The 22,512-nt window shown below is 45.6% G+C and carries 22 protein-coding genes and 1 tRNA gene; 7 read left to right on the top strand and 16 right to left on the bottom strand.

Going from position 1 to position 22,512, the window contains the following annotated elements:
* Nucleotides 1–6: 6 nt before the first annotated feature.
* From PSE7367_RS14335 to PSE7367_RS14325, 3 genes are all read right to left on the bottom strand, one after another.
* Complete coding sequence (locus tag PSE7367_RS14335; protein WP_015166076.1) at nt 7–915, bottom strand: FkbM family methyltransferase; 909 nt, start codon at nt 913–915, stop codon at nt 7–9.
* Between the two features lie 124 nt (nt 916–1,039).
* Nucleotides 1,040–1,993, bottom strand: a complete 954-nt coding sequence (locus tag PSE7367_RS14330) for a sulfotransferase family protein (RefSeq protein ID WP_015166075.1) — start codon at nt 1,991–1,993, stop codon at nt 1,040–1,042.
* Nucleotides 1,993–2,856 carry a glycosyltransferase family 2 protein gene (locus PSE7367_RS14325; protein WP_015166074.1) on the bottom strand — a complete coding sequence of 288 codons (864 nt, stop codon included), beginning with the start codon at nt 2,854–2,856 and terminating at the stop codon, nt 1,993–1,995. The genes PSE7367_RS14330 and PSE7367_RS14325 overlap by 1 nt, the downstream gene beginning before the upstream one ends.
* Nucleotides 2,857–2,878: 22 nt before the next feature.
* Between PSE7367_RS14325 and PSE7367_RS14320 the strand changes: the two genes are divergently transcribed.
* Nucleotides 2,879–3,094 (top strand): hypothetical protein, encoded by a 216-nt coding sequence (locus PSE7367_RS14320; protein ID WP_015166073.1) that lies wholly within the window; start codon nt 2,879–2,881, stop codon nt 3,092–3,094.
* A 217-nt stretch (nt 3,095–3,311) separates the two neighbouring features.
* Complete coding sequence (locus PSE7367_RS14315) at nt 3,312–4,355, top strand: fatty acid desaturase (RefSeq protein WP_015166072.1); 1,044 nt, start codon at nt 3,312–3,314, stop codon at nt 4,353–4,355.
* Nucleotides 4,356–4,561: 206 nt separating this feature from the next.
* Here PSE7367_RS14315 and rsgA read toward each other — a convergent pair whose 3' ends face one another.
* From rsgA to PSE7367_RS14280, 7 genes are all read right to left on the bottom strand, one after another.
* The gene (rsgA, locus tag PSE7367_RS14310) at nt 4,562–5,722 is read right to left on the bottom strand and encodes a ribosome small subunit-dependent GTPase A (RefSeq protein ID WP_015166071.1); all 1,161 of its coding nucleotides are present in this window, start codon (nt 5,720–5,722) and stop codon (nt 4,562–4,564) included.
* On the bottom strand, nt 5,719–5,997 hold the full coding sequence (locus PSE7367_RS14305) for a sulfurtransferase TusA family protein (RefSeq protein WP_015166070.1): 279 nt from the start codon (nt 5,995–5,997) through the stop codon (nt 5,719–5,721). Before PSE7367_RS14305 ends, rsgA begins: the two co-directional genes overlap by 4 nt.
* Nucleotides 5,994–7,124 carry a molecular chaperone DnaJ gene (gene dnaJ / locus PSE7367_RS14300; protein WP_015166069.1) on the bottom strand — a complete coding sequence of 377 codons (1,131 nt, stop codon included), beginning with the start codon at nt 7,122–7,124 and terminating at the stop codon, nt 5,994–5,996. The genes PSE7367_RS14305 and dnaJ overlap by 4 nt, the downstream gene beginning before the upstream one ends.
* A gap of 130 nt (nt 7,125–7,254) precedes the next feature.
* Nucleotides 7,255–7,551, bottom strand: coding sequence for a 2Fe-2S iron-sulfur cluster-binding protein (locus tag PSE7367_RS14295; protein ID WP_015166068.1), 297 nt, complete (start codon nt 7,549–7,551; stop codon nt 7,255–7,257).
* Between the two features lie 479 nt (nt 7,552–8,030).
* A complete protein-coding gene (locus PSE7367_RS14290) occupies nt 8,031–8,756 on the bottom strand; it encodes a precorrin-2 C(20)-methyltransferase (protein WP_015166067.1) in 726 nt (241 codons plus the stop codon).
* 20 nt (nt 8,757–8,776) lie between these two features.
* Nucleotides 8,777–10,210, bottom strand: a complete 1,434-nt coding sequence (gene asnS, locus PSE7367_RS14285; protein ID WP_015166066.1) for an asparagine--tRNA ligase — start codon at nt 10,208–10,210, stop codon at nt 8,777–8,779.
* Nucleotides 10,211–10,724: 514 nt separating this feature from the next.
* Nucleotides 10,725–10,934: a hypothetical protein gene (locus PSE7367_RS14280; protein WP_015166065.1), complete on the bottom strand. Its 210-nt coding sequence runs from the start codon at nt 10,932–10,934 to the stop codon at nt 10,725–10,727.
* An 875-nt stretch (nt 10,935–11,809) separates the two neighbouring features.
* Between PSE7367_RS14280 and pgl the strand changes: the two genes are divergently transcribed.
* Nucleotides 11,810–12,520, top strand: a complete 711-nt coding sequence (gene pgl, locus PSE7367_RS14275; RefSeq protein ID WP_015166064.1) for a 6-phosphogluconolactonase — start codon at nt 11,810–11,812, stop codon at nt 12,518–12,520.
* A gap of 238 nt (nt 12,521–12,758) precedes the next feature.
* Here pgl and PSE7367_RS14270 read toward each other — a convergent pair whose 3' ends face one another.
* From PSE7367_RS14270 to PSE7367_RS14255, 4 genes are all read right to left on the bottom strand, one after another.
* The gene (locus tag PSE7367_RS14270) at nt 12,759–13,058 is read right to left on the bottom strand and encodes a DUF1816 domain-containing protein (RefSeq protein ID WP_015166063.1); all 300 of its coding nucleotides are present in this window, start codon (nt 13,056–13,058) and stop codon (nt 12,759–12,761) included.
* Nucleotides 13,059–13,122: 64 nt separating this feature from the next.
* Complete coding sequence (rlmB, locus tag PSE7367_RS21580; RefSeq protein WP_015166062.1) at nt 13,123–14,631, bottom strand: 23S rRNA (guanosine(2251)-2'-O)-methyltransferase RlmB; 1,509 nt, start codon at nt 14,629–14,631, stop codon at nt 13,123–13,125.
* The gene (locus tag PSE7367_RS14260; RefSeq protein ID WP_015166061.1) at nt 14,628–15,026 is read right to left on the bottom strand and encodes a Mini-ribonuclease 3; all 399 of its coding nucleotides are present in this window, start codon (nt 15,024–15,026) and stop codon (nt 14,628–14,630) included. The genes rlmB and PSE7367_RS14260 overlap by 4 nt, the downstream gene beginning before the upstream one ends.
* A gap of 701 nt (nt 15,027–15,727) precedes the next feature.
* A complete protein-coding gene (locus tag PSE7367_RS14255; RefSeq protein WP_041698503.1) occupies nt 15,728–16,102 on the bottom strand; it encodes an STAS domain-containing protein in 375 nt (124 codons plus the stop codon).
* Between the two features lie 90 nt (nt 16,103–16,192).
* Here PSE7367_RS14255 and gatA point away from each other — a divergent pair, with 90 nt between their 5' ends.
* Nucleotides 16,193–17,662, top strand: coding sequence for an Asp-tRNA(Asn)/Glu-tRNA(Gln) amidotransferase subunit GatA (gene gatA, locus PSE7367_RS14250; RefSeq protein ID WP_015166059.1), 1,470 nt, complete (start codon nt 16,193–16,195; stop codon nt 17,660–17,662).
* Nucleotides 17,663–17,895: 233 nt separating this feature from the next.
* Here the strand turns inward: gatA and PSE7367_RS14245 are convergent.
* A tRNA-Ile gene (locus PSE7367_RS14245) sits at nt 17,896–17,967 on the bottom strand.
* A 170-nt stretch (nt 17,968–18,137) separates the two neighbouring features.
* On the opposite strand from PSE7367_RS14245, the gene PSE7367_RS14240 reads away from it, so the two are divergent.
* The 3 genes from PSE7367_RS14240 to PSE7367_RS14230 all read left to right on the top strand — a co-directional run bounded on the left by PSE7367_RS14240 (nt 18,138) and on the right by PSE7367_RS14230 (nt 21,431).
* The gene (locus PSE7367_RS14240) at nt 18,138–18,413 is read left to right on the top strand and encodes a hypothetical protein (RefSeq protein ID WP_015166058.1); all 276 of its coding nucleotides are present in this window, start codon (nt 18,138–18,140) and stop codon (nt 18,411–18,413) included.
* 12 nt (nt 18,414–18,425) lie between these two features.
* Complete coding sequence (locus tag PSE7367_RS14235; RefSeq protein WP_015166057.1) at nt 18,426–19,838, top strand: hemolysin family protein; 1,413 nt, start codon at nt 18,426–18,428, stop codon at nt 19,836–19,838.
* Between the two features lie 387 nt (nt 19,839–20,225).
* Nucleotides 20,226–21,431 (top strand): methyltransferase domain-containing protein, encoded by a 1,206-nt coding sequence (locus tag PSE7367_RS14230; RefSeq protein ID WP_015166056.1) that lies wholly within the window; start codon nt 20,226–20,228, stop codon nt 21,429–21,431.
* Between the two features lie 319 nt (nt 21,432–21,750).
* Here the strand turns inward: PSE7367_RS14230 and PSE7367_RS14225 are convergent, their stop codons facing one another.
* Complete coding sequence (locus tag PSE7367_RS14225) at nt 21,751–22,401, bottom strand: Crp/Fnr family transcriptional regulator (protein WP_015166055.1); 651 nt, start codon at nt 22,399–22,401, stop codon at nt 21,751–21,753.
* Nucleotides 22,402–22,512 lie beyond the last annotated feature (111 nt).

Below are 22,512 nucleotides of genomic sequence, written 5' to 3'. Positions count from 1 at the left end.
GTCTAACTAAATAAATCCAGAATTTTTGTGGATTGCTAATATGTCGCTATGATGCTCTGCTGGGAAGCCTTTTAATTTTGCTAGCGCAACTGGGTAGCCATTGATATCCAGGCTAAAACGATCGCCCAAATAAGAGTCTGATAAGTGGTTAAGGTCAGATTGCTTGAAGTAAAACAATTCAAACCCCCCGGCTTTAAGCATGTCAATAAATGCTGCGCTTGTGTAGCCAGATCTACTCAGGTTTTGATCGATGACTTCAGTGTAGATGGCATCGATCGTGCCATTTTGAATTGTGCGCATTGCCCCTTTGATCGCCAGCGGTTCCCACCCTTCAATATCCAGCTTCATGAAATTGATTTTGTTGATGCTAGAATTTTCCACATAGTTATCAATCACCAGATTTTTGATTTGGTAATTACCCTGCTCAGAGATAAACGATGCTCCCAAATGATCTTCAACTATATTTAATTTAGAAACACCTTCATGATCGCTTACACAGCAATGATTAATAACAATTTGGCGATCGGTATAATCGGTATATAAACTAGCCGATTGTCCCAAGGCACTATATATATCGGCATTAGCCTCAAATAGATGATACTTAATCTCTACCTGTGGTAACGCTCCCATTACCCCAAAACTACAGAAGCCAAAATTTGCACCAACATCAAAGAAAACGCCACCTTTAGCTAGGAAAGGAATCGCCACATCAAAAAAGTGCGCCTGATCAAATTCACTTTTAACAAAGTAATTTCTAATCCGTGGATCGGTAATATTGGCAAACAACTGAGCGGAATCTTGATTAAAGCGAACCAGTTGAATTTGTGAGTTGGGAAATAAACCAAGTAAAAGCCTGACTGTACTATGCCTTCTAAAAAAGCGCGGCAATGCATAGATGATTTTGGAGATATTCATTTTGGGCTGTTGCTACTACTTGAACACAATAATTGTGAGGGGAATCACTCTTTTCTGATTTGGGATGTATCAGGATCAAGCAGTTAACCAGGATAGATAGATACCTACTTTAATAAGGCAAAAGCTAAACTAAGCTTGCTTCCTCAATTTTTAGCCATGATTCCAGATCACGTTGAATTAGCTCTTGTAGGTTCAAGATATCGTCATGATATGCCGAAATTAACTGCTTCCGGATTTCTAGCGGCAGAGGCTGTTTTTGGGAGTTACTCCTCCTAACATCATTAAGCAAATAAAAGAGCGGCAATCGCAAATTTTTAGGAATTAGTGGTTTTAATACCACTTTCATCGATTGAGCAGTCTCCATAGATTTGGTAACGAGACTGTGTAAGTATTTATTTTTAGGCAGACCGCCAGTTGAATGGTATCTGGTGTCCGAATCTGCCACAAAGCTACGATCGACTTCAAGAAAATCATAGATCGATTGCAATGTCTCTTGAGGACGTTTTTGTAGATCTTCATGTAAGCAAACCATGATTTGCGATCGATCGAACTCATTAAAATATCTACTTAGTTGCTCGTAATAAAAGCCCATATTCTTGTAGTGCCATCCCCAAGTCCAGTTATCTTTGATCCTCTGGTCTTCTTGTGTGAGGGCTTCTGCAAAATCTAAGAACGGTTCTTCCCCTTTCCAGGATTTAAACACAAATGCCGAATACGCTCTTTCCGCTGGATTGCGCAGGATCACAATCAGTTTGGGATTGGGAATATGATGTTTAATCCGTTTGGGAGTCTCCGGCAAGTAAAGATAGGAAGGAGAAGCTTCACCAATCGCTTTGATGCGATCGGGCACGAACTCAAAAAGCGCCTGATAATCTTCGATCTTAGTTACAGAGATGTTATTAACTCCATCAGGAAGACCATGCAAACCTTTAAAGTTAAGTGTTTTTCCCTCAAGGGCAAAGAAATTGGTCTCCTTCATCGGCGACATGTAGATCTCAGGGTGTTGATTCAACATGAAGTACAAAGCTGTAGTTCCTGCTTTAGCTGCACCGATAATCAGGAAGTTAGGCATTTTCATTAGTTCCGCCCCCGACGATGATCGTTAAATTTAAATAGGTAATACAAAGTAAGTGGTGTATTCACTAGCATTAGAAAAATTGCCACTAGGAAGCGTTTTGCCTTCCGTTCACGTAAACCGTAGATTACCCTGTTAGCTCGATACTTACAGTACATTAGCATGAATTTTAAATTGCTCTCATAGCCCAACACTTTGCTATGTTTGTTGACATGATAGGCATAGGAAGCAGAACGTTGCACGATTCGGTTGAGGCTTAAAGCGTAACTTAGCGGAGTGATCCGCACCGGATGAACGACTATTGATGGGGATATGAACGGGATCGCAGTTAAGTCACTCAGACGCAGATAGAGATCTTGATCTTCATAGGCAGCTAATGGATAACTTGGATCGAACCCATTAATTTGCTGAAATGTCTTAGTTTTGACGGCAATATTTGCAGACCAAAAATTCCCCCCAGCCAAGTTTACAGGACAATTTGCCATATCTATCTCTGTATCGCCTAAGGGGTGGATCGCCCCTTCAAAAGCCTGACTTTCTGGGTTGGCAACGATCGCATTGGCATAGGCTTCGAGCCAGTTTAGTTCAGGGATGCAATCATCATCGGTAAATACCAACCAATCTCCCTGGGCATAGCTAGCACCGTTGTTGCGATTGGCGGCAGGACCCTGGCGGGGGCCAGCGACCCATTTAGCCCAGGCATAATATTCTTTCATCATTGCCTCAGCGGTTGAGTCACTACCATCATCGCTAACAATCACTTCGTAGCTAGCTGATGTGGTTTGACTGCCAGGAGCGAGGCGATCGAGACAATTCGCCAACAGGTCGTTACGGTGGCAGGTCGGAATTACAACGGAAAATAACATGTGTTCAATTTAGCTCTGGTTAATGCGAACTATTTATTTTTTTACTCTTCCCAAGCACCTAGCGATCAACAAAGTTACTATAACTGAACCCAGTCTAGCCGGAACAAGATTAGTTCAAATTTTATTTGCTAAGCATTACGTCCCCCTGGCCGAATGCCAACGTGAATATCAACAATTTGACAAATTCGATCGCTCCTGGGGCTTAATCCAGAGGTTTAATCCAGGGCATTTGGCATAAATCATCTCTAACCATAGGTAAAATCTTGTTCCCAGCCAAATTAAATCTATTACAAGTATGGTTGCAAGGTTGCGATTTTCATGTAGCGTTAATAGGGCTGGCTAAGTATTTTACTTATTTCTAGTTAAATAATCGATTCACTACTATTGGTAGTGCTATTTTTACATGCAGAATTTTCTGCTTAAACAGTCAATCCTTTGGAGATTTAATCTGGTTAATGACCACCACTAATATTACACAGCCGGTTGCTGAATCTGCTGGCAACGCGAACATTAAACTAAAAGATATTATTGGCACGATCCCGCGCGAATATTTCCAGAAGAATAGGCGCAAAGCCTGGAGCCAAGTGGCACTGACCCTTACAGCGGTTGCCCTGGGTTATCTAGGCATTTTTTATGCACCTTGGTACCTGTTACCGATCGCCTGGCTGTTTACGGGCACAGCACTCACTGGTTTATTTGTGATTGGCCATGATTGCGCCCATCGCTCCTTTGCCAAAAAAATCTGGGTTAATGACCTGGTTGGCCATATTATGATGCTGCCCCTGATTTATCCATTCCACGGTTGGCGGGTACAGCACGATCGCCATCATGTACATACCAACAAGCTAGAGGTTGACAATGCCTGGGAGCCCTGGACGGTTGATTCATATAGCGCTGGCAATGGTGCATTGCAATTTTTCTATCGGGCGATTCGCAAGTATTTTTGGTGGATTGGTTCGATCGCGCATTGGGCAGTCAACCACTTTAATCCATCAATGGTGCCCAAACGTGAGCAGGATAAAATTAAACTATCGGCTACGGTGGTTTTGCTATTCAGCGCTGTATTTTTCCCTACCATGATTGCAACGGTGGGCATTTGGGGCTTGGTGAAGTTTTGGGTGGTGCCCTGGTTGATCTATCATTTCTGGATGAGTACCTTTACCTTGGTACACCACACCGCCAAGAATATTCAATTTGAACCTGCAGAAACCTGGAATGAGGCGATCGCTCAGTTATCAGGCACAGTGCATTGCGTTTATCCCAAATGGGTAGAATTGCTTTGTCATGATATTAATGTGCATGTGCCCCACCATATTTCGGTGGCAATTCCATCTTACAATCTGCGATTAGTGCATCAGAGCTTACGGGAAAACTGGGGAGAATATTTGCAAGAGCAAACTTTTTCCTGGGCTTTAATGAACGACATTATTTCGCAATGCCATCTTTATCACCCTGAAGAGGCATATCAAACTTTTAAGGAAATCAAGCCATTAGTTTAGATTTAAATCTAAAAATCTAAAAATCTAAAATTTAATAGGCTAAATTGGCGATCGTGTGTTTGCTTAAGTAATGCGATCGCCTTTGCTATTTTTATTTTTGGTAGTCCACCAGATGTGATCATATCTAGCAGGAGCAATACTAAATTAAGCATCCTGCGCTAAAAATCCTTACTTCCATACCACCATTTTTTATGAGCTAATTTGGGCTACCGTTCTTCTAATTCTTCTTGATACAGGTCTTCTAATTCCTGCTGCTGGCGGCGGCGAGAGGTGCGACGATATTTTTTCTGTTGCAGGCGTGGCTCTGTTTGCGCTTGGCCACCTACTCCACTCATCTCTTTGATGCTTTGATCCGGATTAGCGATCGCCTGTTGCTTGGCTTCCTGGGTCAAAATTTCCGCCAGCAATAAACAATAATGGTCATAGCGTTCCCAATCCCCCCGCACTACACAGCCAGGTTCTGCTTGATGCAGACAATCATTAAATTGGCAGGGCGCATGGTCTAGTTTTGCCCTAATTTCAGGAAAACAATTAGCCAGTTGAATGGAGCTACAGGCAATCGCTGGTTGGGTAAAACCCGGTGTATCGGCGATCAAGCTGGGTTGTTGGGGTAGCGGTTGATCACGATGGGAATGGTTCGGGTTGGCCGGAGTTAAATTTAAATTTAAATTCAAATTATGATTGCAATCATTTAAGTCGAATAATTCCACATGGCGGGTAGTGTGGCGGCCATGCCCCGATCGAGCTGATACCTGGGCAGTACGCAGCTCTAGATCAGGGATGAGTAGATTAATTAAGCTGGATTTACCCACCCCAGAGGGACCCGAAACCACGGTGATGCCTTGGGTGAGCGATCGACGCAGTTGTTCAATATTGGTTTGCTGAGATGTGCTGATCACGATTGGAGCATAGCCCCAGCTTTTAAGCCGATCGCACCAGGTTTGGGTAAATTCTGGGCTGACCAGATCACTTTTATTGAGGGCTAGGCAAATTTCTAGACCCTGAGCCTCAATATTGACCAAAAAACGACTGAGCTGATAGGCATCTGGTTCGGGGTCGCTGAGCGCAAACATTAATAGGGCACGATCGACATTGGCGATCGGTGGACGCGCCAACAAATTCCGCCTGCTTAAAACCTGGCCAATTGCGCCCCGTTGTCCCTGCCAATCGGGGGATTCAACCACAACCCGATCGCCCACACAAACCCGCTGGCCAATTTTTTTGAGTCTACTGCGACGAATACAAAGTAATTCAAGATCTAAACCAGTAGCCTTATCTTGTTCGCCAAGCAGACTAACCCGATAGAAATTCGCCTGCACCGCCAGCACAGTACCAACTAAGGTCTTAGAGGTCTTAGGCTTACTCACACCCGCTCAACGGTAAGCGCATAATAGCGATCGCGCTCAACCAGGGAATGAATCTTATGTCCCTCTATGGCCAGACTGTTCGGGACTTGTTCAATCGCTTCACCAGCATCCAGCCACAATTCCACCATTTGACCAGGGGGCACTTTTTCCAGACGCAGCTTTGCTCGCACAAAACTCAGCGGACAGGGAACACCCCGCAGGTCGATCGATGGGGATGATTCAGGCGATGGCTTAGGCGATGGATCAGGGGCTGATCCGGCGATTGATTCACTCATCGGTGGAAGATTCCTCCTAAAAAGCCTTCAATGCCGCCCTTGGCTGCTCCCTTACGATGCTTTTCCAGCAGCTTTTCGAGCACCTCCCGTTCTTCACCACTCACCTTGGTGGGGATTTCTATTTTGACGGTCACTAAATGATCGCCCCTGGCCACTGGATTACCCAATTTTGGCACCCCTAATCCTTCCAGGGTCAGAACCGTGCCTGGCTGGGTTCCCGCTGGGATCGTAAGTGGCTTTTCGCCATCCACTGTATTAATAATAATTTTGTCACCCAGAATTGCCTGCAAATAGCTAACTCGCACCGTGGAGAGGATATTGATGCCTTCGCGCTCAAATTCCTGGTCAGCCTGAACAAACAGGTAAACGTAGAGATCGCCGTGGGGGCCGCCTTTTTGGCCAGCATCACCTTCGCCGGAAACCCGCAACCTCGTACCACTATCAACCCCCTTGGGGATTGTGATTTTCAATTTCTTGGTGACCTGTTTCAAGCCTACGCCGCCGCAAGTTTCACACTTATCCTCGATCATCTGCCCAGTGCCAGTGCAAGTGGGGCAAGTTGAAACCTGGGTAAAGCTGCCAAATGGGGTGCGAGTAGCGCGGCGTACCTGACCACTGCCACCGCAAGTGGTACAAGTGCGGGGTTTAGTGCCAGGTTTTGCGCCAGAACCTTTGCAGGTATCGCAGGTTTCGAGGTGAGAGATGCGAATTTGTTTTTCACCACCAAAGATCGCTTCACGGAATTCTAGTTTCAGGTCATAGCGAAGGTCTTCACCACGGGTAGGTCCGCTGCGCCGCCTGGTAGTTGTTCCACCACCGCCACCCGCAAATCCACTAAAGAAGCTTTCAAAGATATCGGCAAAACCACCCATATCACCAAAGTCCTGGAAGCCGCCTGCCCCAGCACCGGATACACCCGCTTCACCAAAGCGATCGTAGCGAGAGCGCTTGTCTGGTTCGGATAGCACTTCGTGGGCTTCGTTGATTTCCTTGAAGCGATCGGCAGCACTAACCTCTTGATTTACATCAGGGTGATATTTACGCGCCAACCGTCGGTAAGCCCGTTTAATTTCTTCTTGAGTTGCGTTACGAGACACTCCAAGGGTTTCGTAGTAATCACGCGCCATAGGAAATTTGCCGTAGTAGCTTGCTGTTTGAGATCGATTATCTTAATTTAACCTAGTATTACAAAGATCTGTAGCCTGATCACTAATACTATTGGTTCGGTTATCCACCAATGGATAAATTATCGATAAATCATGGTTTGGTAGTAACCGAAACATCACCATTAACCATGGTTTGACAAGCAAGGCGATAGTTGTCTGGCTTGCGTTTAAGTTTGCGATCTTCAGCGTTGGTGCGGGGTGAAAGGTGTTCCATTCCTTCATTAATTTCCACAATGCAAGTGCCGCATTGGCCATAACCACCGCAATTGGTCAATTTACCAACAAATTTATATATATCGATCCCATTTTCGATCGCTTTCTGGCGCAGGTTTGCTCCGTCGGTTGCAAATACGATTTTATCTTCGTTGACGAATTTAATTGATGCCATTGGTTAATTTAAATTCAACTCTATGTAGGTGGGATAGTGTCTAATATTTTGATTTTAAATGTTGGCCAGGGAATAGATAAATAGATAAATAGGCGATCGAGCTAACTAACCGGAAAGCCCTAGCAACTAAATACCCTTACTGCCATTCATTTTCTAAATTAGTTAAGTTTTAGTTAAGTTAAAGAGTAGTTCTGGTAGCACAGTTGACAAATACGACTGATCAGAGATCGGCAGATTGATTCAAATTAAATCTAGCTTGAGTGACCCTAATTGCCGAATTGTTTAAAACCTCGGCCGATCGCTTGGTCAAGAGTATGAATATCAACTAGCCAGCATTACTCACTTTACTCTTTACTTAGGATCGATCGCCCTAGTTAATGAGTCTGGCTCGACCTAGCGTAAAAATACTAATTAACCGATCGCCAACTGCCTAGAGATAACTCTATGCTAACTAAACATTAAATAAATATTTATTTTCACTAGCTACTATTAAACCATTGCTGCGATCGCCTAACAATCAGTACAGAGAAGTAAGAAAGCGAGAGATCGGCCAAATTTGTCAGATCGGCATATATTTTTTGCTGGTTTGAGGTTGCCCGAACTACTACGGAGCTATTTTGCAAGAGTTGCCGCGATCGCAAAATCTGCCATACCTGCGGGTAATAGCGATTCACCTTCATTAATACCACTGTCTCTGCCCAATCTAGCGCTGTTTCCAATTCGGCTAAATTGTGCAACAAGGGCAAAACCGCCAGCTTTTCCGCCCAGATTGTCAGCGGTAAGCCCAACTCAGCAGCGGCAGCCAATGGTGAACATACACCAGGGATAGTTTGAATTTCGATCGCTGTGTCTCTGGCGCGCAAGGTCAGCATTAAATAGGTGAAAGTGCTATAGAAGCTCACATCACCTTCACTGATAAAAACCACACGGCGATCGCGGCTTAAATGCTCATATAGCTGATCTGTTGCTACAGCCCAGGCTGTGGTTAGGGCATCTGGATCTTGAACATAGGGCAACTCTAGCGGTAATTTTTCCTGGTGGGGCTGCAAATAAGTCTGGGCGATCGATTCGGCCATCCCTGGCTTACCATTTTTTCCCGCCGGAAACGCCACCACATCAGCGGATTGGATTGCTTTGAGGCCTTTGAGGGTAATTAATTCCGGATCACCGGGGCCAACACTAACGCCATAGAGCTTACCTGTCATATTTGTTTACTCAAGTGGCGCTAAAATTCAGCATTCTGGGGCGATCGTGGGAATGGGATCACATCCCGAATATTGCTCATGCCGGTCATGAATTGCACCAAGCGCTCGAAGCCCAGGCCAAATCCAGCATGGGGAACAGTGCCATAGCGGCGTAGATCCAAATACCACCAGTATTCCTCTGGATCTAGCCCCTTGGCCTTGAGTCTGGCTTCTAAAATGTCCAAGCGTTCTTCCCGTTGCGATCCGCCAATGATCTCACCGATCCCCGGCGCGATCACATCCATTGCGCGTACGGTTTGCTTGTCGGTGCTTTCATCGCTCAGGCGCATATAAAAAGCCTTGATTCCAGCCGGATAGTCCATGATAATTACCGGCTTTTGGAAATGATCCTCAGCCAGATAGCGTTCATGCTCCGATTGCAGGTCAATGCCCCACTCAACCGGAAACTCAAATTGCTTACTGCTGGCTAGCAAAATTTCGATCGCCTTGGTGTAGCTGATCCGCTCGAATTCTTCATTGATGATCTTTTCAGCATTGCTCATCACTTGATCGTTGATCCGCTGTTGGAAAAACGCCATATCTTCGGGGCAGTTTTCCAGCACATAGCTAAAAATATATTTAAGAAATGCTTCGGCCAGATCGGCATCACCTTCAAGATCGCAAAAGGCCATTTCCGGTTCGATCATCCAGAATTCCGCCAGGTGGCGCGAAGTATTGGAGTTTTCCGCCCGAAATGTGGGGCCGAAGGTATAGACATTGCTAAATGCCATCGCCATGATTTCTGCTTCTAGCTGACCACTCACGGTTAAGAAGGTGGGCTTGCCAAAAAAGTCCTGACTGAAATCTACCGATTGACTGGATTGATTGGCTACATTAGGCGTAGCTTTGGGATCTACCTTGGCTACATTCGCCAAGTCCATCGCCGTGACCGCAAACATCTCGCCTGCCCCTTCACAATCACTGGCAGTAATAATTGGTGTATGTACCCAAATAAAACCGCGCTCTTGGAAAAAACGATGGATCGCATAGGCACAGGCATTCCTTACTCGAAATACTGCGCCCAGGGTATTGGTGCGTGGCCGCAAATGGGCGATCGTGCGCAGAAATTCAAAGGAGTGGCGTTTCTTTTGGAGTGGATATTGCTCTGCGTCAGCCGTGCCAAAAACCGTTACTTGGTCTGCTTGCATTTCGATCCGTTGCCCCTTGGCCGGAGAATCGACAAGCTGCCCAGCAACCGCGATCGAGGCTCCAGTGGTAATTTGTTTAATAATATCTGCGTAGTCGGGCAAGTCTTTGCCAACAATTATTTGCAAACCCTTGAGCGAGGAGCCATCATTAATTTCTAAAAAGGTTAGCTCTTTCGATTCGCGTTTAGTTCTGACCCAGCCTTGAACCAGGGCTGATTGGTTGGCTTCGCCACTACGCAGAAGTTCGATAATTCGGGATGGATTCATGTTCTAAGTAACTACCTTGGCCGATCGCTATTAATCGCTATTAATTCAGCTAATCTAGCAAAATACTGAACCAAGTAAGTTTAACAGACTTGCTGAGCCTATTCTGCAACTATATTTTTTATTCCGGTTATCGGCAATTTCTGTAATCGATCGCTGCCAATTAGCCAATTATTAGTAGATTAGGCAGATCCTAAAAAATGGAATCAAATATTGTTGCTCAAATATCGTTGTCCAGATACCGTTACCCAAATAATAACAGCCACAGATGAAGAGGTGGGCTGTTCATAATTCATGCTCATTATTTATCTTGATCTTGTGATCTTGGCAAGCTATGTTTAAAAATTTTAGTTCACACCAAAAATCGCCTGAGATAAGCTAGTAAGACGCGATCAATTAAATACCTGCCAATATATCCAATATATATACATGGCACATTCAATCGCAGAGAATAAACCCCACCCTAATATATATCGCTATATGTATCGCTAAGTTGAGGCAAAGTTTAGCGATCGCCCTAATGATTGGCAGCAATATCACGAATCAATGGCATGCGGCTATTAATGTAGTTGCACAAAGCATCCTGCTGTTGCCTGTCCAGAGACGAATTTTGCTGCACCTGGTCAACCAGCCAGGAAACCAAGCCATCATCATCCATGCCCAAAAGGTGGCTTGGCTGTGAGCGATTAACTAAGTCCCAAAACAATCGCATGATTGACGGTGTCATTTTGAATCCCCTTTCTTAATGTTTTCCTAAGGTTTCAAATACTACATTAGTGCATTTTTGTGATACTAAACCTAGATTCACACAAACCGAAATAAAGTTCACCTCTCTAGAGACGGATTGAAATGAATCTATAGAAATCTATACGAACACAGAAGCAGTCAAGCAGTTTAGGTTGCGAAATAAGTCGGCATGATTGCCTAGTAAAGCTTTAAGCAATATCTTTGACTAAAATAGCGATCGTTTAGTTGCAATCACCGATGGTTATATCGATCTTGCAAAATTCCTTAACTATCTACAACTATCTACCAATAAAAACGCTAACTTTCTTTTGCTGCTGTTGTTTGAACTAAATAAACCTGGGTGTGAGGAGTTGGGTTAGAGCAATCCATTTGATGGTTAAGACTAATCGGCCTGGTGCACCCCAAGCATTGATTGAGGCTTTAACTACTCAATAAAATTGATAACTAATCAAGACCCTAAAAAAATATTTATCGCTGCTTAGTTTAATATGCCTGGCTTCGTAATCTTAAATTCTTAATAAATGTTATCGCGGGCAGTTTAAGCTATTGAAACAGTACGATCGCCATGCTCAAAGGGGGTAGAAGGCTGATAGGCTAAATCTACAATGGATTTAGCTTGTCTTGATGTCCTATGCTTTCTATAGGCAGTAGCTAACTGCTCAAAGTTGTAGAAAGCATTGATCCGCAAGATTTGAGCAGGTCTAGGCTATTATTCGCCAGCCCCAAAAATCATGCTGGATGCTGATTCATCTGAGCGGATAAGCCTGACTTAGATTGCAATCCCTCATGCTTAGACTTTCTTAGACTTTTCGACTTTCTTAGACTTTTCAATTACTAGAGGATGACTTTACTCATATGGGCGTAAATATTGAAGTTTTTGACGATCGCCAGGCTTTAATTGCCAGAGCCCTAGAGATCGTGTTGCAGAATTATAAGAAAGCGATCGAAACTAACGATCGATTTACCTTTGCGGCCTCCGGTGGCAGCACGCCTAAACCACTCTATGCAGCCCTAGCAGAGCAGGACTTAGATTGGCACAAATTTCATGTGTTTTGGGGTGATGAGCGCTATGTACCGCCCAGCGATCCCCAGAGCAATGAAGGCATGACTCGCCAGCTTTGGTTAGATCAAGTGGCGATCCCAGCCTCTAATATTCATGCCATGCCAACCACCAAGGCAGATCCTGCCCTGGCAGCAATTACTTACAGCAAGCATTTGCAAGACTTTTTTAAGGTCGCGGCTGGTGATTTTCCTGCCTTCGATCTCATTTTGTTAGGACTTGGCGATGATGGCCATACGGCTTCGCTATTTCCGCATACGGAAGCGCTTAAGGTAGGCGATCGCCTGGTAACGGTGGGCGAGAAAGATGGCCAATTGCGATTGACTTTTACAGCACCCTTAATCAATGCGGCTAAGCAAATTTTATTTTTGGTGGAAGGCTCTGGGAAGGCCGAGGCAGTGGCTGCGGTCAATGCAAAGCAAGGGGATAGCAATTTATATCCTGCGCGGTTGGTACAGGGGAATGTAAATTGGGTGATCGACCAGGCCGCAGCAGCTAACTTGTAAATCGATGTAAATTAAATCAATGTAAATAAGGAAGATTGATACTAGTTCTAGATCTTTTTCCCCGCTGGCTGATTCTACATCAGACTAACAGACAAACCAGTTGGGGATAACGATCGCAATCACGGAGAAGCTTGCATAGATTGAATATTAAGGATTCTTGCTGCTGATTATCTAACGAAATCTAACAAACACAGCGCTAGGCAAAAACTTCGCAATAGTCGCAATAAATAATTAAAGACTAGCCAGGTTGACGACTTAGGAAAGTATTAATACCTGGCAGCATTTCCTTGGTTTCATCAAATACGGTTAACTTGTCTGGGTTGCAGCGCTTAATATCGATCGAAATCCCAAATGCCCCTTCGGCCTCAAGATCTTCGATATAGCCCGACTTTTCTTGCTCAGCTTCAGAGACGCTGACAAAGGGTCCAAAAAAGTAGGTGCATTGGGGTGACTGAGTAGTTATCTCAATCCAAACCGCTACTCCCATATTCTCTAGAAGAGAAGTGAATGTCTCCTTAACGTTACTAGTCAAGTTCATATAACTCTACCAATTTTTTAATATTTGGAAGTTTTCCTACTTTTATATAACTTAATCCATCTGCTCATGACAAATTGTTCAAACTCAACGTATTTTGCCAGCGCTGCCTGAATACCTCATATAGCGCCATCCCTGCCGCCACTGAAGCATTGAGGCTAGGTGTTTTTCCTCCTAAGGGAATAGAAACCAGCACATCACAACTGCGCTGCACGAGCATACTCAATCCTTCTGCTTCCGAGCCGATCACCAGTGCCACCGCACCTAATAGGTCAACTTTGTGAATTGGCTGACCTGATTCGGCGGCAGTACCATAGATCCAGAATTCTTCACTCTTGAGCTGTTCAAGTGCCCGCGTGAGATTTGTGACCCTTGCTACGGCCAGATTTTCGAGTGCCCCGGCCGCTACTTTAGTAACCGTTGAGGTAATCCCCACCGCGCGTCGTTGTGGGATCACTAGTCCATGAGCACCGATCGCCTCAGCGCTGCGGGCAATCGCCCCAAGATTATGGGGATCAGTAATGCCATCGGCCACAATAATAACTGGATTTTGACTTGCCTGCTTGGCCTGATTGATCAACTCACCAAGTTCTAAATATGCATAGGCAGCAACCTGGGCAGCGATCCCCTGATGCCTGGCATTGTGGGTAATCTGGTTCAGGCGCACAATATCAACTTCATCGATCACACAGCCGCTTTCTTTGGCCGCATTGATCAGGGGCAGAAAGTCCGGGGCATAGCGCAAGCGATTTGTGACCCAGAGACGATGGAGCGATCGGCCACTTTCCATGGCAGCAGCAACGGCATGGCGACCATAGACCAAATCCGGGCTGTCTTGATCATCCCCGCGATCGCGGTTAATCAATGTATTGGGATCTGGTTCTGGCTGGTGAACGGCTCGATCCTTCTCAGTGCGGGAATCGAAGCGATTGAATTTGCGATCGGCTCTAGGCTCAGATTTAAAGTTGGCTGATCGCGGTGAGTAGTCAGATTCGTGTGATTTGGGTGATTTGGATGGTTTGTCTGATCTGGATGCAGGTTGATAATCAGAGCCATAGTCAGAGTCAGATTTATGGTTATCTTTATGGCCATTAGACCTGGCAGGATTGCGATCGCGGTCTAGATCAAGCTTGGGCTTGGGAATAGAATCACCGCGATCATATTTATCATATTGATCAGAGCGTTCAACTCGCTCAACTCGACCAGGCTTATGCTCATACCTGCGATCGGCAGATTTACGATCGTAACCACCAGTTTTATTAGTTTGTTTGGCATCACGGCCTTTTCTGTCATTGCTACGCCCAAATTTACGCCCAACCCGACCTGAATCCGTCGTCCTAGAACTGCCTCTGAGCTTTAATGTGCCTAGCTTTGGTCTTGGTTTTGGTTTGTCATTAGCAGCATTAGACCCTGATTGCGCCGCTGAATCTTCGCCATAGCGCTTGCGTTTGAAGGATTTGGGCTTAGCCGATCGCGTAGATCGATTTTCGGTAGATTTTGACCAACGAGGATTTTTGTCGCTGCTGTCTTTGCGACCTTTACGAAAATTGCCAGAGTCGCGTTTAAATTTAGTCATAGGATGTTGTCAGCTTGCGCCAATATTTGGACGAGGCGATCGGGATCTTTTAAATATAAATAACCAATCAAAGCTTCAAAACCGCTGGCCAGTCGGTATGTTTGCGGGTTGATATGCCTGGGTGTAGAGGTGGTGGCATTGCGTCCGCGCCGCACCAGATCTAATTCTAACTCACTCAAAAATTGGTTATCAATTAATTTGTTCAACTGATTGGCCTGGCTTTGGGCTTTTACCCTCGATACAACCAATTGGTGATATTCCTTAGGCGATCGCGGTGGGGTTAAAAAGTTGAGCCGGACATGCAATTCATAGATCGCATCCCCAATATAAGCCAAGGCTGCGATCGATATTTCATCAATTTTATCAACATCAATATTGGGACGTAGCAATGACATGAAAGATCAGCTCAGCAACTAGGGTTGGCAGATGGCTTAGGGATTATTAGTAATTTAGTAGTTTAGTAATTAGGTCAGCAACCAGAACCAATCGGCGATCGCCTCTAGCAAAATCGCCTCTAGCAATCAATAATCGGTGATCTGCAAATCAAGGATTATAGATCTTAAGCTGAGGGCGATCGCATCACCAAGCATGACTATCAAGGCGAAATCACCAAATAATTAAAGGTCAGATCGCTTAATTAAATTCAAATTAAATTAGGTGGAATTGTAAAATGCCTGTTGATTAATTCATTGATTAATCTAAATCTCTTCCTTCTTCTGATTAGTTTCCCTTTCATAACAGAAGGGAATAACCAGAGTTATGCATGTTGTGGATTAATCATTTAATTATTAATTTTTTGATGTCTTAACTAATTTGCATTAATTTGTCGACTTCCTGCTTAACCAGTCTCTATTGTGAATATAGCTATAGCTACTAGTTAACGGATGCGATTATGATGCGATCGCCAATCAATCTAAAGAATCACACAACCAACGCACAGGCTTATTAATTGGTGCTCAATTAATATCTAATCATATCTAAGCAATAACACTTAGCCAAACTATTACTAATTTGGTAGATAAGTTCTTAATCACAAAAAAGGTAAATGCCAACTGCCTAAACTGGCTAACCGATTACTCAAACTCACATTCTGCACCTATTCACTTTTATTCGGTATGCTCGCCAGGGCTATTTCAACGGAAGGTCTAAGCGAGAGGAATTGCTCCAAGCGCACCAGCTTGACTGTTTGCGTCACTCTGGGGTTACTAATAATTTGGAGGGAGCCATCTAATGACTGGGTTTTCTTAGCCATCTGCACCAGAACCCCCAAACCAGAACTATCGACAAAATCGATCGCCGATAGGTCTAGAATAATGTTGGCAGGTCCATCATCAATGCATCTGCCAATCACCTTACGAAAGGCGGGCTCAGAAAATGCGTCCAGCAAACCAGTAAGGCGAAATATTTGATAGTTATCGCGTACTTCGCGGCTACCTCTTAAACTTACTGTAAGGGTTAACTGTTCGGGAATAATAACCTCCAGAGGGCAAGATCACACCTTAATTTGCGGGTATATTGTATTTGCTTTCTATGCACTTGTCCAGCTATATATTCATCCTCGATGTTATCAACAATTGAAGAAATCCAGTCTGCCTTGGTTAATCACGATCGCTCGGCGGTGGAAATTGCCCAAGAATTTATCGATCGCGCCCAAGCGCTTGAACCAAAACTCCATAGCTTTATTAATCTCACCCCAGAAATAGCGATCGCCCAAGCCGAAGCGATCGATGACATTATCGCCTCTGGAGAACCAATGCCCAAACTGGCAGGTATCCCGATCGGCATCAAAGATAATATGTGCGTCAAGGGCACCCTCACCACCTGTGGTTCAGATATGCTGGCTAATTTTGTGGCTCCCTATGAATCTACGGTGACGGCTAAAATTGCCAAAGCTGGCGCAGTGATGATCGGTAAAGCCAACCTGGATGAGTTTGCGATGGGCAGCTCTACTGAGAACTCGGCCTTTGGCGCGACGGCCAATCCCTGGAATCTTGAATGTGTGCCCGGTGGGTCTTCCGGTGGATCGGCGGCGGCGGTGGCAGCGGGAGAATGCGTGATTTCCACGGGCTCAGACACGGGCGGCTCAATTCGATTGCCAGCCTCGTTCTGCGGTGTGGTCGGGCTCAAGCCTACCTATGGCTTAGTTTCGCGCTATGGTCTGGTGGCCTTTGCCTCCTCTTTGGATCAAATTGGCCCCTTTGCCAACACCGTCAAGGATGCTGCCACCCTGTTGTCTGTTCTAGCTGGCCATGATCCGCAGGATTCTACCAGCCTGGATGTGCCGATCCCTAATTACCCTAACCTGCTGACGGCAGATTTAACCCAATCGCTCAAGGGCAAGAAAGTGGGTGTGATCACCGAAACCTTTGGTGAAGGACTAAGCGAGGAAGTGGCTGCGGCAGTAAAGAAGACGATCGCCCACATGGAATCCATGGGCGCGGAGATCAAGGAAATTTCTTGCCCTCGGTTTGCCTATGGCCTGCCCACCTACTACATCATTGCTCCATCGGAGGCTTCGGCGAATTTGGCTCGCTACGACGGCGTAAAATATGGTTTCCGGCAGCCGGATATTGATAATTTGCTGGAAATGTATGCCCAGACCAGAGAAACCGGGTTTGGCACCGAAGTAAAACGTCGGATCATGATCGGTACCTACGCGCTTTCGGCAGGTTATTACGATGCCTATTATCTAAAAGCTCAAAAGGTGCGCACCCTGATCAGGCAAGATTTCGATCGCGCCTTTGAACAAGTAGATGTATTGGTTAGTCCGGTTTCACCCACCACCGCCTTCAAAGCTGGTGCCAAGACCGAAGATCCCCTGGGTATGTATTTAACTGATTTAATGACAATTCCCGTCAACCTGGCCGGTTTACCTGGCCTGAGTTTGCCCTGTGGGTTTGATGCGGCGGGGATGCCGATCGGTTTGCAGATGATTTCTAACGCCCTGCGTGAGGATGTGTTGCTACAAGTTGCCTATGGTTATGAGCAATCAACGGATTGGCATAAAAAAAAGCCAATGCTTTCCAGTTAGGGGATGCCGATCGGTAATCGGTACTACAGATAAGCCTGAGTTAACTTAATTAACAGAGGGCTAAGAGCAACCGCTCAAGATCAAAATTCAGTTTGCTTACAAGCTAGACCAGACGATCGCCACTAATATATCTAATACATCTAATATATTTAGTATATTTAGCCACGGCGATCGCTCCGCTTATTAAATTTAAATGGCTTAAACACAAAATATATAAGGATTAAAAGCAAGAATCCTGGGTACTGGAATCGAACCAGTATATCATCGATTATGAGTCGATTGCTTTACCAGTCAGCCAACCCAGGTAGATTAACTGGGGCTCAACCCCAACCGCGATCACAATCAAAAAACAAAAATAGTTAGATCTATTGTTGTGAATAGCGCATTAGCATTATATGCTATATGCTCAAGTTAATACCTGGCTAGCATTGTTAAAAATATCTTAGCCTCAAGCCTATATTGATTAGCTGGTGCAATGGCTGGAACTAAACCAAAAAAGCGACCTGCCAAACGAAGGAAAAAGAAGACAAAGCCAAAAACGCAAAGTCGCGTTAGCTTCACGCTGGTTTTACTTACCTTAATGATAATTGTGGCTGTGGCCAGTGGCATGGTGGCCTATATATTTGGGCAGCAGGCGCTAGAGGGCGTGAAACCTGTCCCAGCAGGTAAACAGGTGCCCCAACCGATCCCCACCGAAGGCAGATTGCAGGGACTGAAAATAATTGGCACTGAACCTTGGCAAAGCGATTAGGCAAAGTAATTAATGGATGACATACCACCGCCATCAGCAACATTGGCTCATGCAGAAGTTGTCGCTGGTTCGGGAATCGTGCCCTATTTACTGATGATTTTGGTGCTGGTGGCCATCAATGCTTTTTTTGTAGCGGCTGAATATGCGATCGTGGCGGTACGGCGATCGCGGATGCATCAGTTAGTCGAATCCGGCTCCCTGCCTGCGTTGGTGGTACAAAGACTACAGCGCCAGATCGATCGATTTTTATCAACTACCCAACTGGGTATCACCCTTTCTAGTGTGGGTTTGGGTTGGCTGGGTCGAGATGTGGTGGCCGCCGTAATCAATGATGGCCTGAGAATGTTGCCAGGACTAGATCGCTTTCCAGGAATGCCCGCCGAAATAACTGAATCCTGGGCACTGGCGATCGCTTTTTTATTAATTGTCTATTTGCAAATTGTGCTGGGTGAGTTGGTGCCCAAGTCGATCGCACTGATGAACGCAGAGAAGATCGCCCTGTGGTTGGGCAAACCAAGTGAAATTATTGCCCAGGTATTTAGCCCTTGTTTGTGGCTATTGAATCAATCGACGCGATTGCTGCTGAAGCTGGTGGGGATCGAATATTCATCCAAATTCTGGTATAGCGCCGTCAGTGCCGAAGAATTGCAAATGATCATTACCTCCAATGAATCTAGCGGCCTGGAAGACGAAGAGCGCGAGTTATTAAAAAACGTATTTGAATTTGGGGAAGCCACCGCCGGCGAAATCATGGTGCCACGCACTAGCATTGAATGCATCAACTACGAAGACACAGTTAGAGATTTGCTCAATGCGGTGAACAGCTCTAATCATTCTGCTTACCCAGTCGCAGGCGAATCCCTGGATGATATTCGTGGCGTGGTGCAAATTAAGGAAGTAGTGGGCAAACTGGGAAATGGTAGCTTAGACCTCGATCAAAGTATTCAGCCCTATATCCGTCCGGTGCGGTTTGTTTCAGAGGATACCTACCTGGATGAGTTGCTGCCACAGTTGCAACGATCGCACAAGTCAATGGTGATGGTGGTGGATGAGTTTGGCGGCACGGCAGGATTGGTGACCCTGGAAGATATTCTCGAAGAAATTGCCGGTGATGCGGGCGAGACTACCACCGATGCGGAGCCAGGGATCAGATCGATCGATGAGCAAACCTTTTTGATCCAGGCACAGGTCAGCGTAGAAGAGGTAAACGAGTCTTTGGATCTGGATTTGCCGATGATCGATGAATACCAAACGATCGGTGGGTTTGTGATCTATCACCTCCAAAAAATCCCTGACCAGGGCGAAAAAATGACCTATGGCTCGATCGAAGTAACGATCACCGCTGCGGATGGCCCCCGGATCGATTGTTTGCGATTGCACAAGTTAGATCAATCTGGGGATGCTGCTGATCTGGAAATAACTTAGATTTCCAGCAAGTAGCCCAAATTGTTTGTTGTTTTTACTGCTATATGTCCTAGTGCTATGTGCTATTTCAAAAGAGGTTTTGTAAATTTCCACTAGCCAGCCTTAGGGCGATTGTTTTTGCTGCGATCGCTTGTGAATATTCCGGGCAGACGATAAATCCAATAAGTTTACAAATCCAACGGCTTTTTAAGTAGTTTCTAATCCATGTACGAGATTTAGACGTAACAATATACAGTGGGGCAAAGTATAAAGTTACCTTTGGCAATTTTTGTTGCTTTGGTAAGAATCTGGGATCGCCCTAGAAAAATGTCTAGTAAAAAGGCCAAGCCTAGGGCATTGATTATGCTGGTAAACTTTGCTCCAGCTCAATTTAAGTGATGGATAGATATGATGAAGGATCAAAGCGGTTCTCAGGCGATCGCAGTGGAGATTGTAGAGTATGACATCGAAGAATCAGTGCGGCGGCGCTATGAGGCCGGGGCTCAACAAATGGAACCCCAGTTATGCTGCCCCACTGACTATGAGGGGGATTATTTAGGTTGTCTGCCCCAGGAAATCATTGAAAAAGACTATGGCTGCGGCGATCCTACTCGCTATGTCCGTCCTGGCGAAACAGTGGTAGACCTTGGTTCTGGCGTGGGCAAAAATTGCTACATCATTGCCCAGAAGGTGGGCGCAAGCGGTCAGGTGATCGGCGTGGATTTTAATGATGAAATGTTGACGATCGCCCGCCAATACCAGGACGAGATCGCTAGCAAAATTGGCTATCACAATACCAAGTTTGTTAAAGCTAAAATCCAGGATTTGAAATTAGATCTAGACCAGGCAAATCAATGGTTAGCTCAGCATCCAGTTACGAATATTTCTGACTTGAGCGATTTTGAAAGCCACTGCGATCGCCTGCGCCAACAGGAACCACTGATCGCTGACCATAGCGTAGATGTGGTGGTTTCTAACTGTGTATTGAACCTGGTAAAGCCACAGGACAAAAAACAACTATTTGGCGAAATCTTCCGGGTGCTCAAAAAAGGCGGTCGGGCGGTTATTTCCGATATTGTCTGTGATGAACCACCAACCCAGAAGATCCTGGATGATCCCGATCTCTGGAGTGGCTGCATTGCTGGTGCTTTTTTGGAAGATGAATTCCTGGCAATGTTTGAGCAGGCGGGATTTTATGGGATCGAAATTCTCAGCCGGCAAATCGAGCCCTGGCAAACGATCGATGGGATTGAGTTTCGATCGATGACGATTCAAGCCTTCAAGGGCAAACAAGGCCCATGCTGGGAGAGGAAGCAGGCTGTGGTTTACAAAGGCCCCTGGAAAGCGGTGCTGGATGATGATGAACATACCTTTGAGCGGGGTCAGCGCACCGCTGTTTGCGATAAAACTTTGCAGATTTTGACTAGCCCCACCAGCCCCTACAAAGATGACTTCATTGCGATCTTGCCCTATGAAGATATCCCCTTGGAAGAAGCCGAAGCCTACGATTGCTCACGCACGAACCTGCGGCATCCCAAAGAAACCAAGGGTGGTGATTATACGATCACTAAAACCAGCACGGATGATGCTACCTGCGCGCCCGGTTGTTGCTAAGGATCGCTAATCATGGCTAACAACAAGAAATCTTAGATTCCAGCCCAAAAGTATAGATACTAAAAAGCCCAGGGGAATGAATTCTGGGCTTAGCTGTATTACATGGGTTTACATGGGTTTCACCAACCAAGGAGCAACTTTTACCTTGGAAACATAATTAATTGTTCCACCAAGAGCCGATCGCTAAAACCAGAAAAGATCGCTTACTTTGGCTAGTTTTGCCTGAATTAGTGGCATTTCCTTAAGAATTCTTTTGGCAGCACTTTTATGATTTCGTAATATTGTGTGCGCATACACAAATATTTTTAAGGTCTATTATCTATTCAGCGATCGCCGACTCCATGATCACAATGTGGCGACGACGATCGAGCTTGATCATGCCTTCCTCCTGGAGTTGGCGCAGGGCTCTGGTCACGGTCACACGGGTAGTGCCGATCGCGGTGGCCAAATTCTGGTGCGTAAGCCGAATGCTCAGGCGCGTATCATTGGCTCTGGGTTGGCCAATTTCATCTTTGAGGAGCAGCAAAAACTGTCGCAGCCGATCGACCACCCGGCGATTACTCACCAGGGCAAGCATGGCCTCGGTTTGCTGGAGCCGCCGACACAAATGACGAAACAGCCCGTGGGAAAGACTGGGTACATTTTCAATCTCTGCCATCGACAGACGCATAATATCGACGTGGGAAAATGCGATCGCCTGGTAGGGGCTAATCAGGGTCAACGGCAACCCAAAGGGGGTAGATGGCCCTGCTAAACCCAATAAAACCTCATCGCCGGATTCATGCAACGTACCCAGGCGCACAATGCCGCGACATACCACCAGGATTTCATCTGGATAGAGCGGGATGGTTTGACCATTGCTGTAGGGGGAAAGGCTACGACCTTGATAAACTTCTTCTAATAGTTGCCGCCAGTCGGAGTTAGCTGCTGAATCCGTTGTCGATCGATCAAACTTGAGAAGGTTACTCATATTTCCTGGGTAGTCAGTATTCCCCTATACTAATCGGTCAGTTTTAAATTGAGGTTAAGATAATCCTGCTCTAGAGCAGCTTTTGTTAAATTAGGCGATCGACCCCAGCAA

The organism is Pseudanabaena sp. PCC 7367, from assembly GCF_000317065.1.
Taxonomy (GTDB): domain Bacteria; phylum Cyanobacteriota; class Cyanobacteriia; order Pseudanabaenales; family Pseudanabaenaceae; genus Thalassoporum; species Thalassoporum mexicanum.
The sequence above is the reverse complement of the archived record's forward strand: the minus strand, read 5'-3'. Positions and strand labels throughout refer to the sequence as shown.

What these genes read in the sequence shown, in the direction of transcription:
- PSE7367_RS14230 (WP_015166056.1), top strand. Translation starts at nt 20,226, where the DNA reads ATGATGAAGGATCAAAGCGGTTCTCAGGCGATCGCAGTGGAGATTGTA.
- PSE7367_RS14240 (WP_015166058.1), top strand. Translation starts at nt 18,138, where the DNA reads ATGGCTGGAACTAAACCAAAAAAGCGACCTGCCAAACGAAGGAAAAAG.
- rlmB (WP_015166062.1), bottom strand. Translation starts at nt 14,631, where the DNA reads ATGACTAAATTTAAACGCGACTCTGGCAATTTTCGTAAAGGTCGCAAA.
- gatA (WP_015166059.1), top strand. Translation starts at nt 16,193, where the DNA reads ATGTTATCAACAATTGAAGAAATCCAGTCTGCCTTGGTTAATCACGAT.
- PSE7367_RS14305 (WP_015166070.1), bottom strand. Translation starts at nt 5,997, where the DNA reads ATGAGTGAATCAATCGCCGGATCAGCCCCTGATCCATCGCCTAAGCCA.
- dnaJ (WP_015166069.1), bottom strand. Translation starts at nt 7,124, where the DNA reads ATGGCGCGTGATTACTACGAAACCCTTGGAGTGTCTCGTAACGCAACT.
- PSE7367_RS14330 (WP_015166075.1), bottom strand. Translation starts at nt 1,993, where the DNA reads ATGAAAATGCCTAACTTCCTGATTATCGGTGCAGCTAAAGCAGGAACT.
- PSE7367_RS14290 (WP_015166067.1), bottom strand. Translation starts at nt 8,756, where the DNA reads ATGACAGGTAAGCTCTATGGCGTTAGTGTTGGCCCCGGTGATCCGGAA.
- PSE7367_RS14270 (WP_015166063.1), bottom strand. Translation starts at nt 13,058, where the DNA reads ATGAACTTGACTAGTAACGTTAAGGAGACATTCACTTCTCTTCTAGAG.
- pgl (WP_015166064.1), top strand. Translation starts at nt 11,810, where the DNA reads ATGGGCGTAAATATTGAAGTTTTTGACGATCGCCAGGCTTTAATTGCC.
- asnS (WP_015166066.1), bottom strand. Translation starts at nt 10,210, where the DNA reads ATGAATCCATCCCGAATTATCGAACTTCTGCGTAGTGGCGAAGCCAAC.
- PSE7367_RS14325 (WP_015166074.1), bottom strand. Translation starts at nt 2,856, where the DNA reads ATGTTATTTTCCGTTGTAATTCCGACCTGCCACCGTAACGACCTGTTG.
- PSE7367_RS14315 (WP_015166072.1), top strand. Translation starts at nt 3,312, where the DNA reads ATGACCACCACTAATATTACACAGCCGGTTGCTGAATCTGCTGGCAAC.
- PSE7367_RS14280 (WP_015166065.1), bottom strand. Translation starts at nt 10,934, where the DNA reads ATGACACCGTCAATCATGCGATTGTTTTGGGACTTAGTTAATCGCTCA.
- PSE7367_RS14295 (WP_015166068.1), bottom strand. Translation starts at nt 7,551, where the DNA reads ATGGCATCAATTAAATTCGTCAACGAAGATAAAATCGTATTTGCAACC.
- PSE7367_RS14260 (WP_015166061.1), bottom strand. Translation starts at nt 15,026, where the DNA reads ATGTCATTGCTACGTCCCAATATTGATGTTGATAAAATTGATGAAATA.
- PSE7367_RS14225 (WP_015166055.1), bottom strand. Translation starts at nt 22,401, where the DNA reads ATGAGTAACCTTCTCAAGTTTGATCGATCGACAACGGATTCAGCAGCT.
- PSE7367_RS14235 (WP_015166057.1), top strand. Translation starts at nt 18,426, where the DNA reads ATGGATGACATACCACCGCCATCAGCAACATTGGCTCATGCAGAAGTT.
- PSE7367_RS14335 (WP_015166076.1), bottom strand. Translation starts at nt 915, where the DNA reads ATGAATATCTCCAAAATCATCTATGCATTGCCGCGCTTTTTTAGAAGG.
- PSE7367_RS14320 (WP_015166073.1), top strand. Translation starts at nt 2,879, where the DNA reads ATGCGAACTATTTATTTTTTTACTCTTCCCAAGCACCTAGCGATCAAC.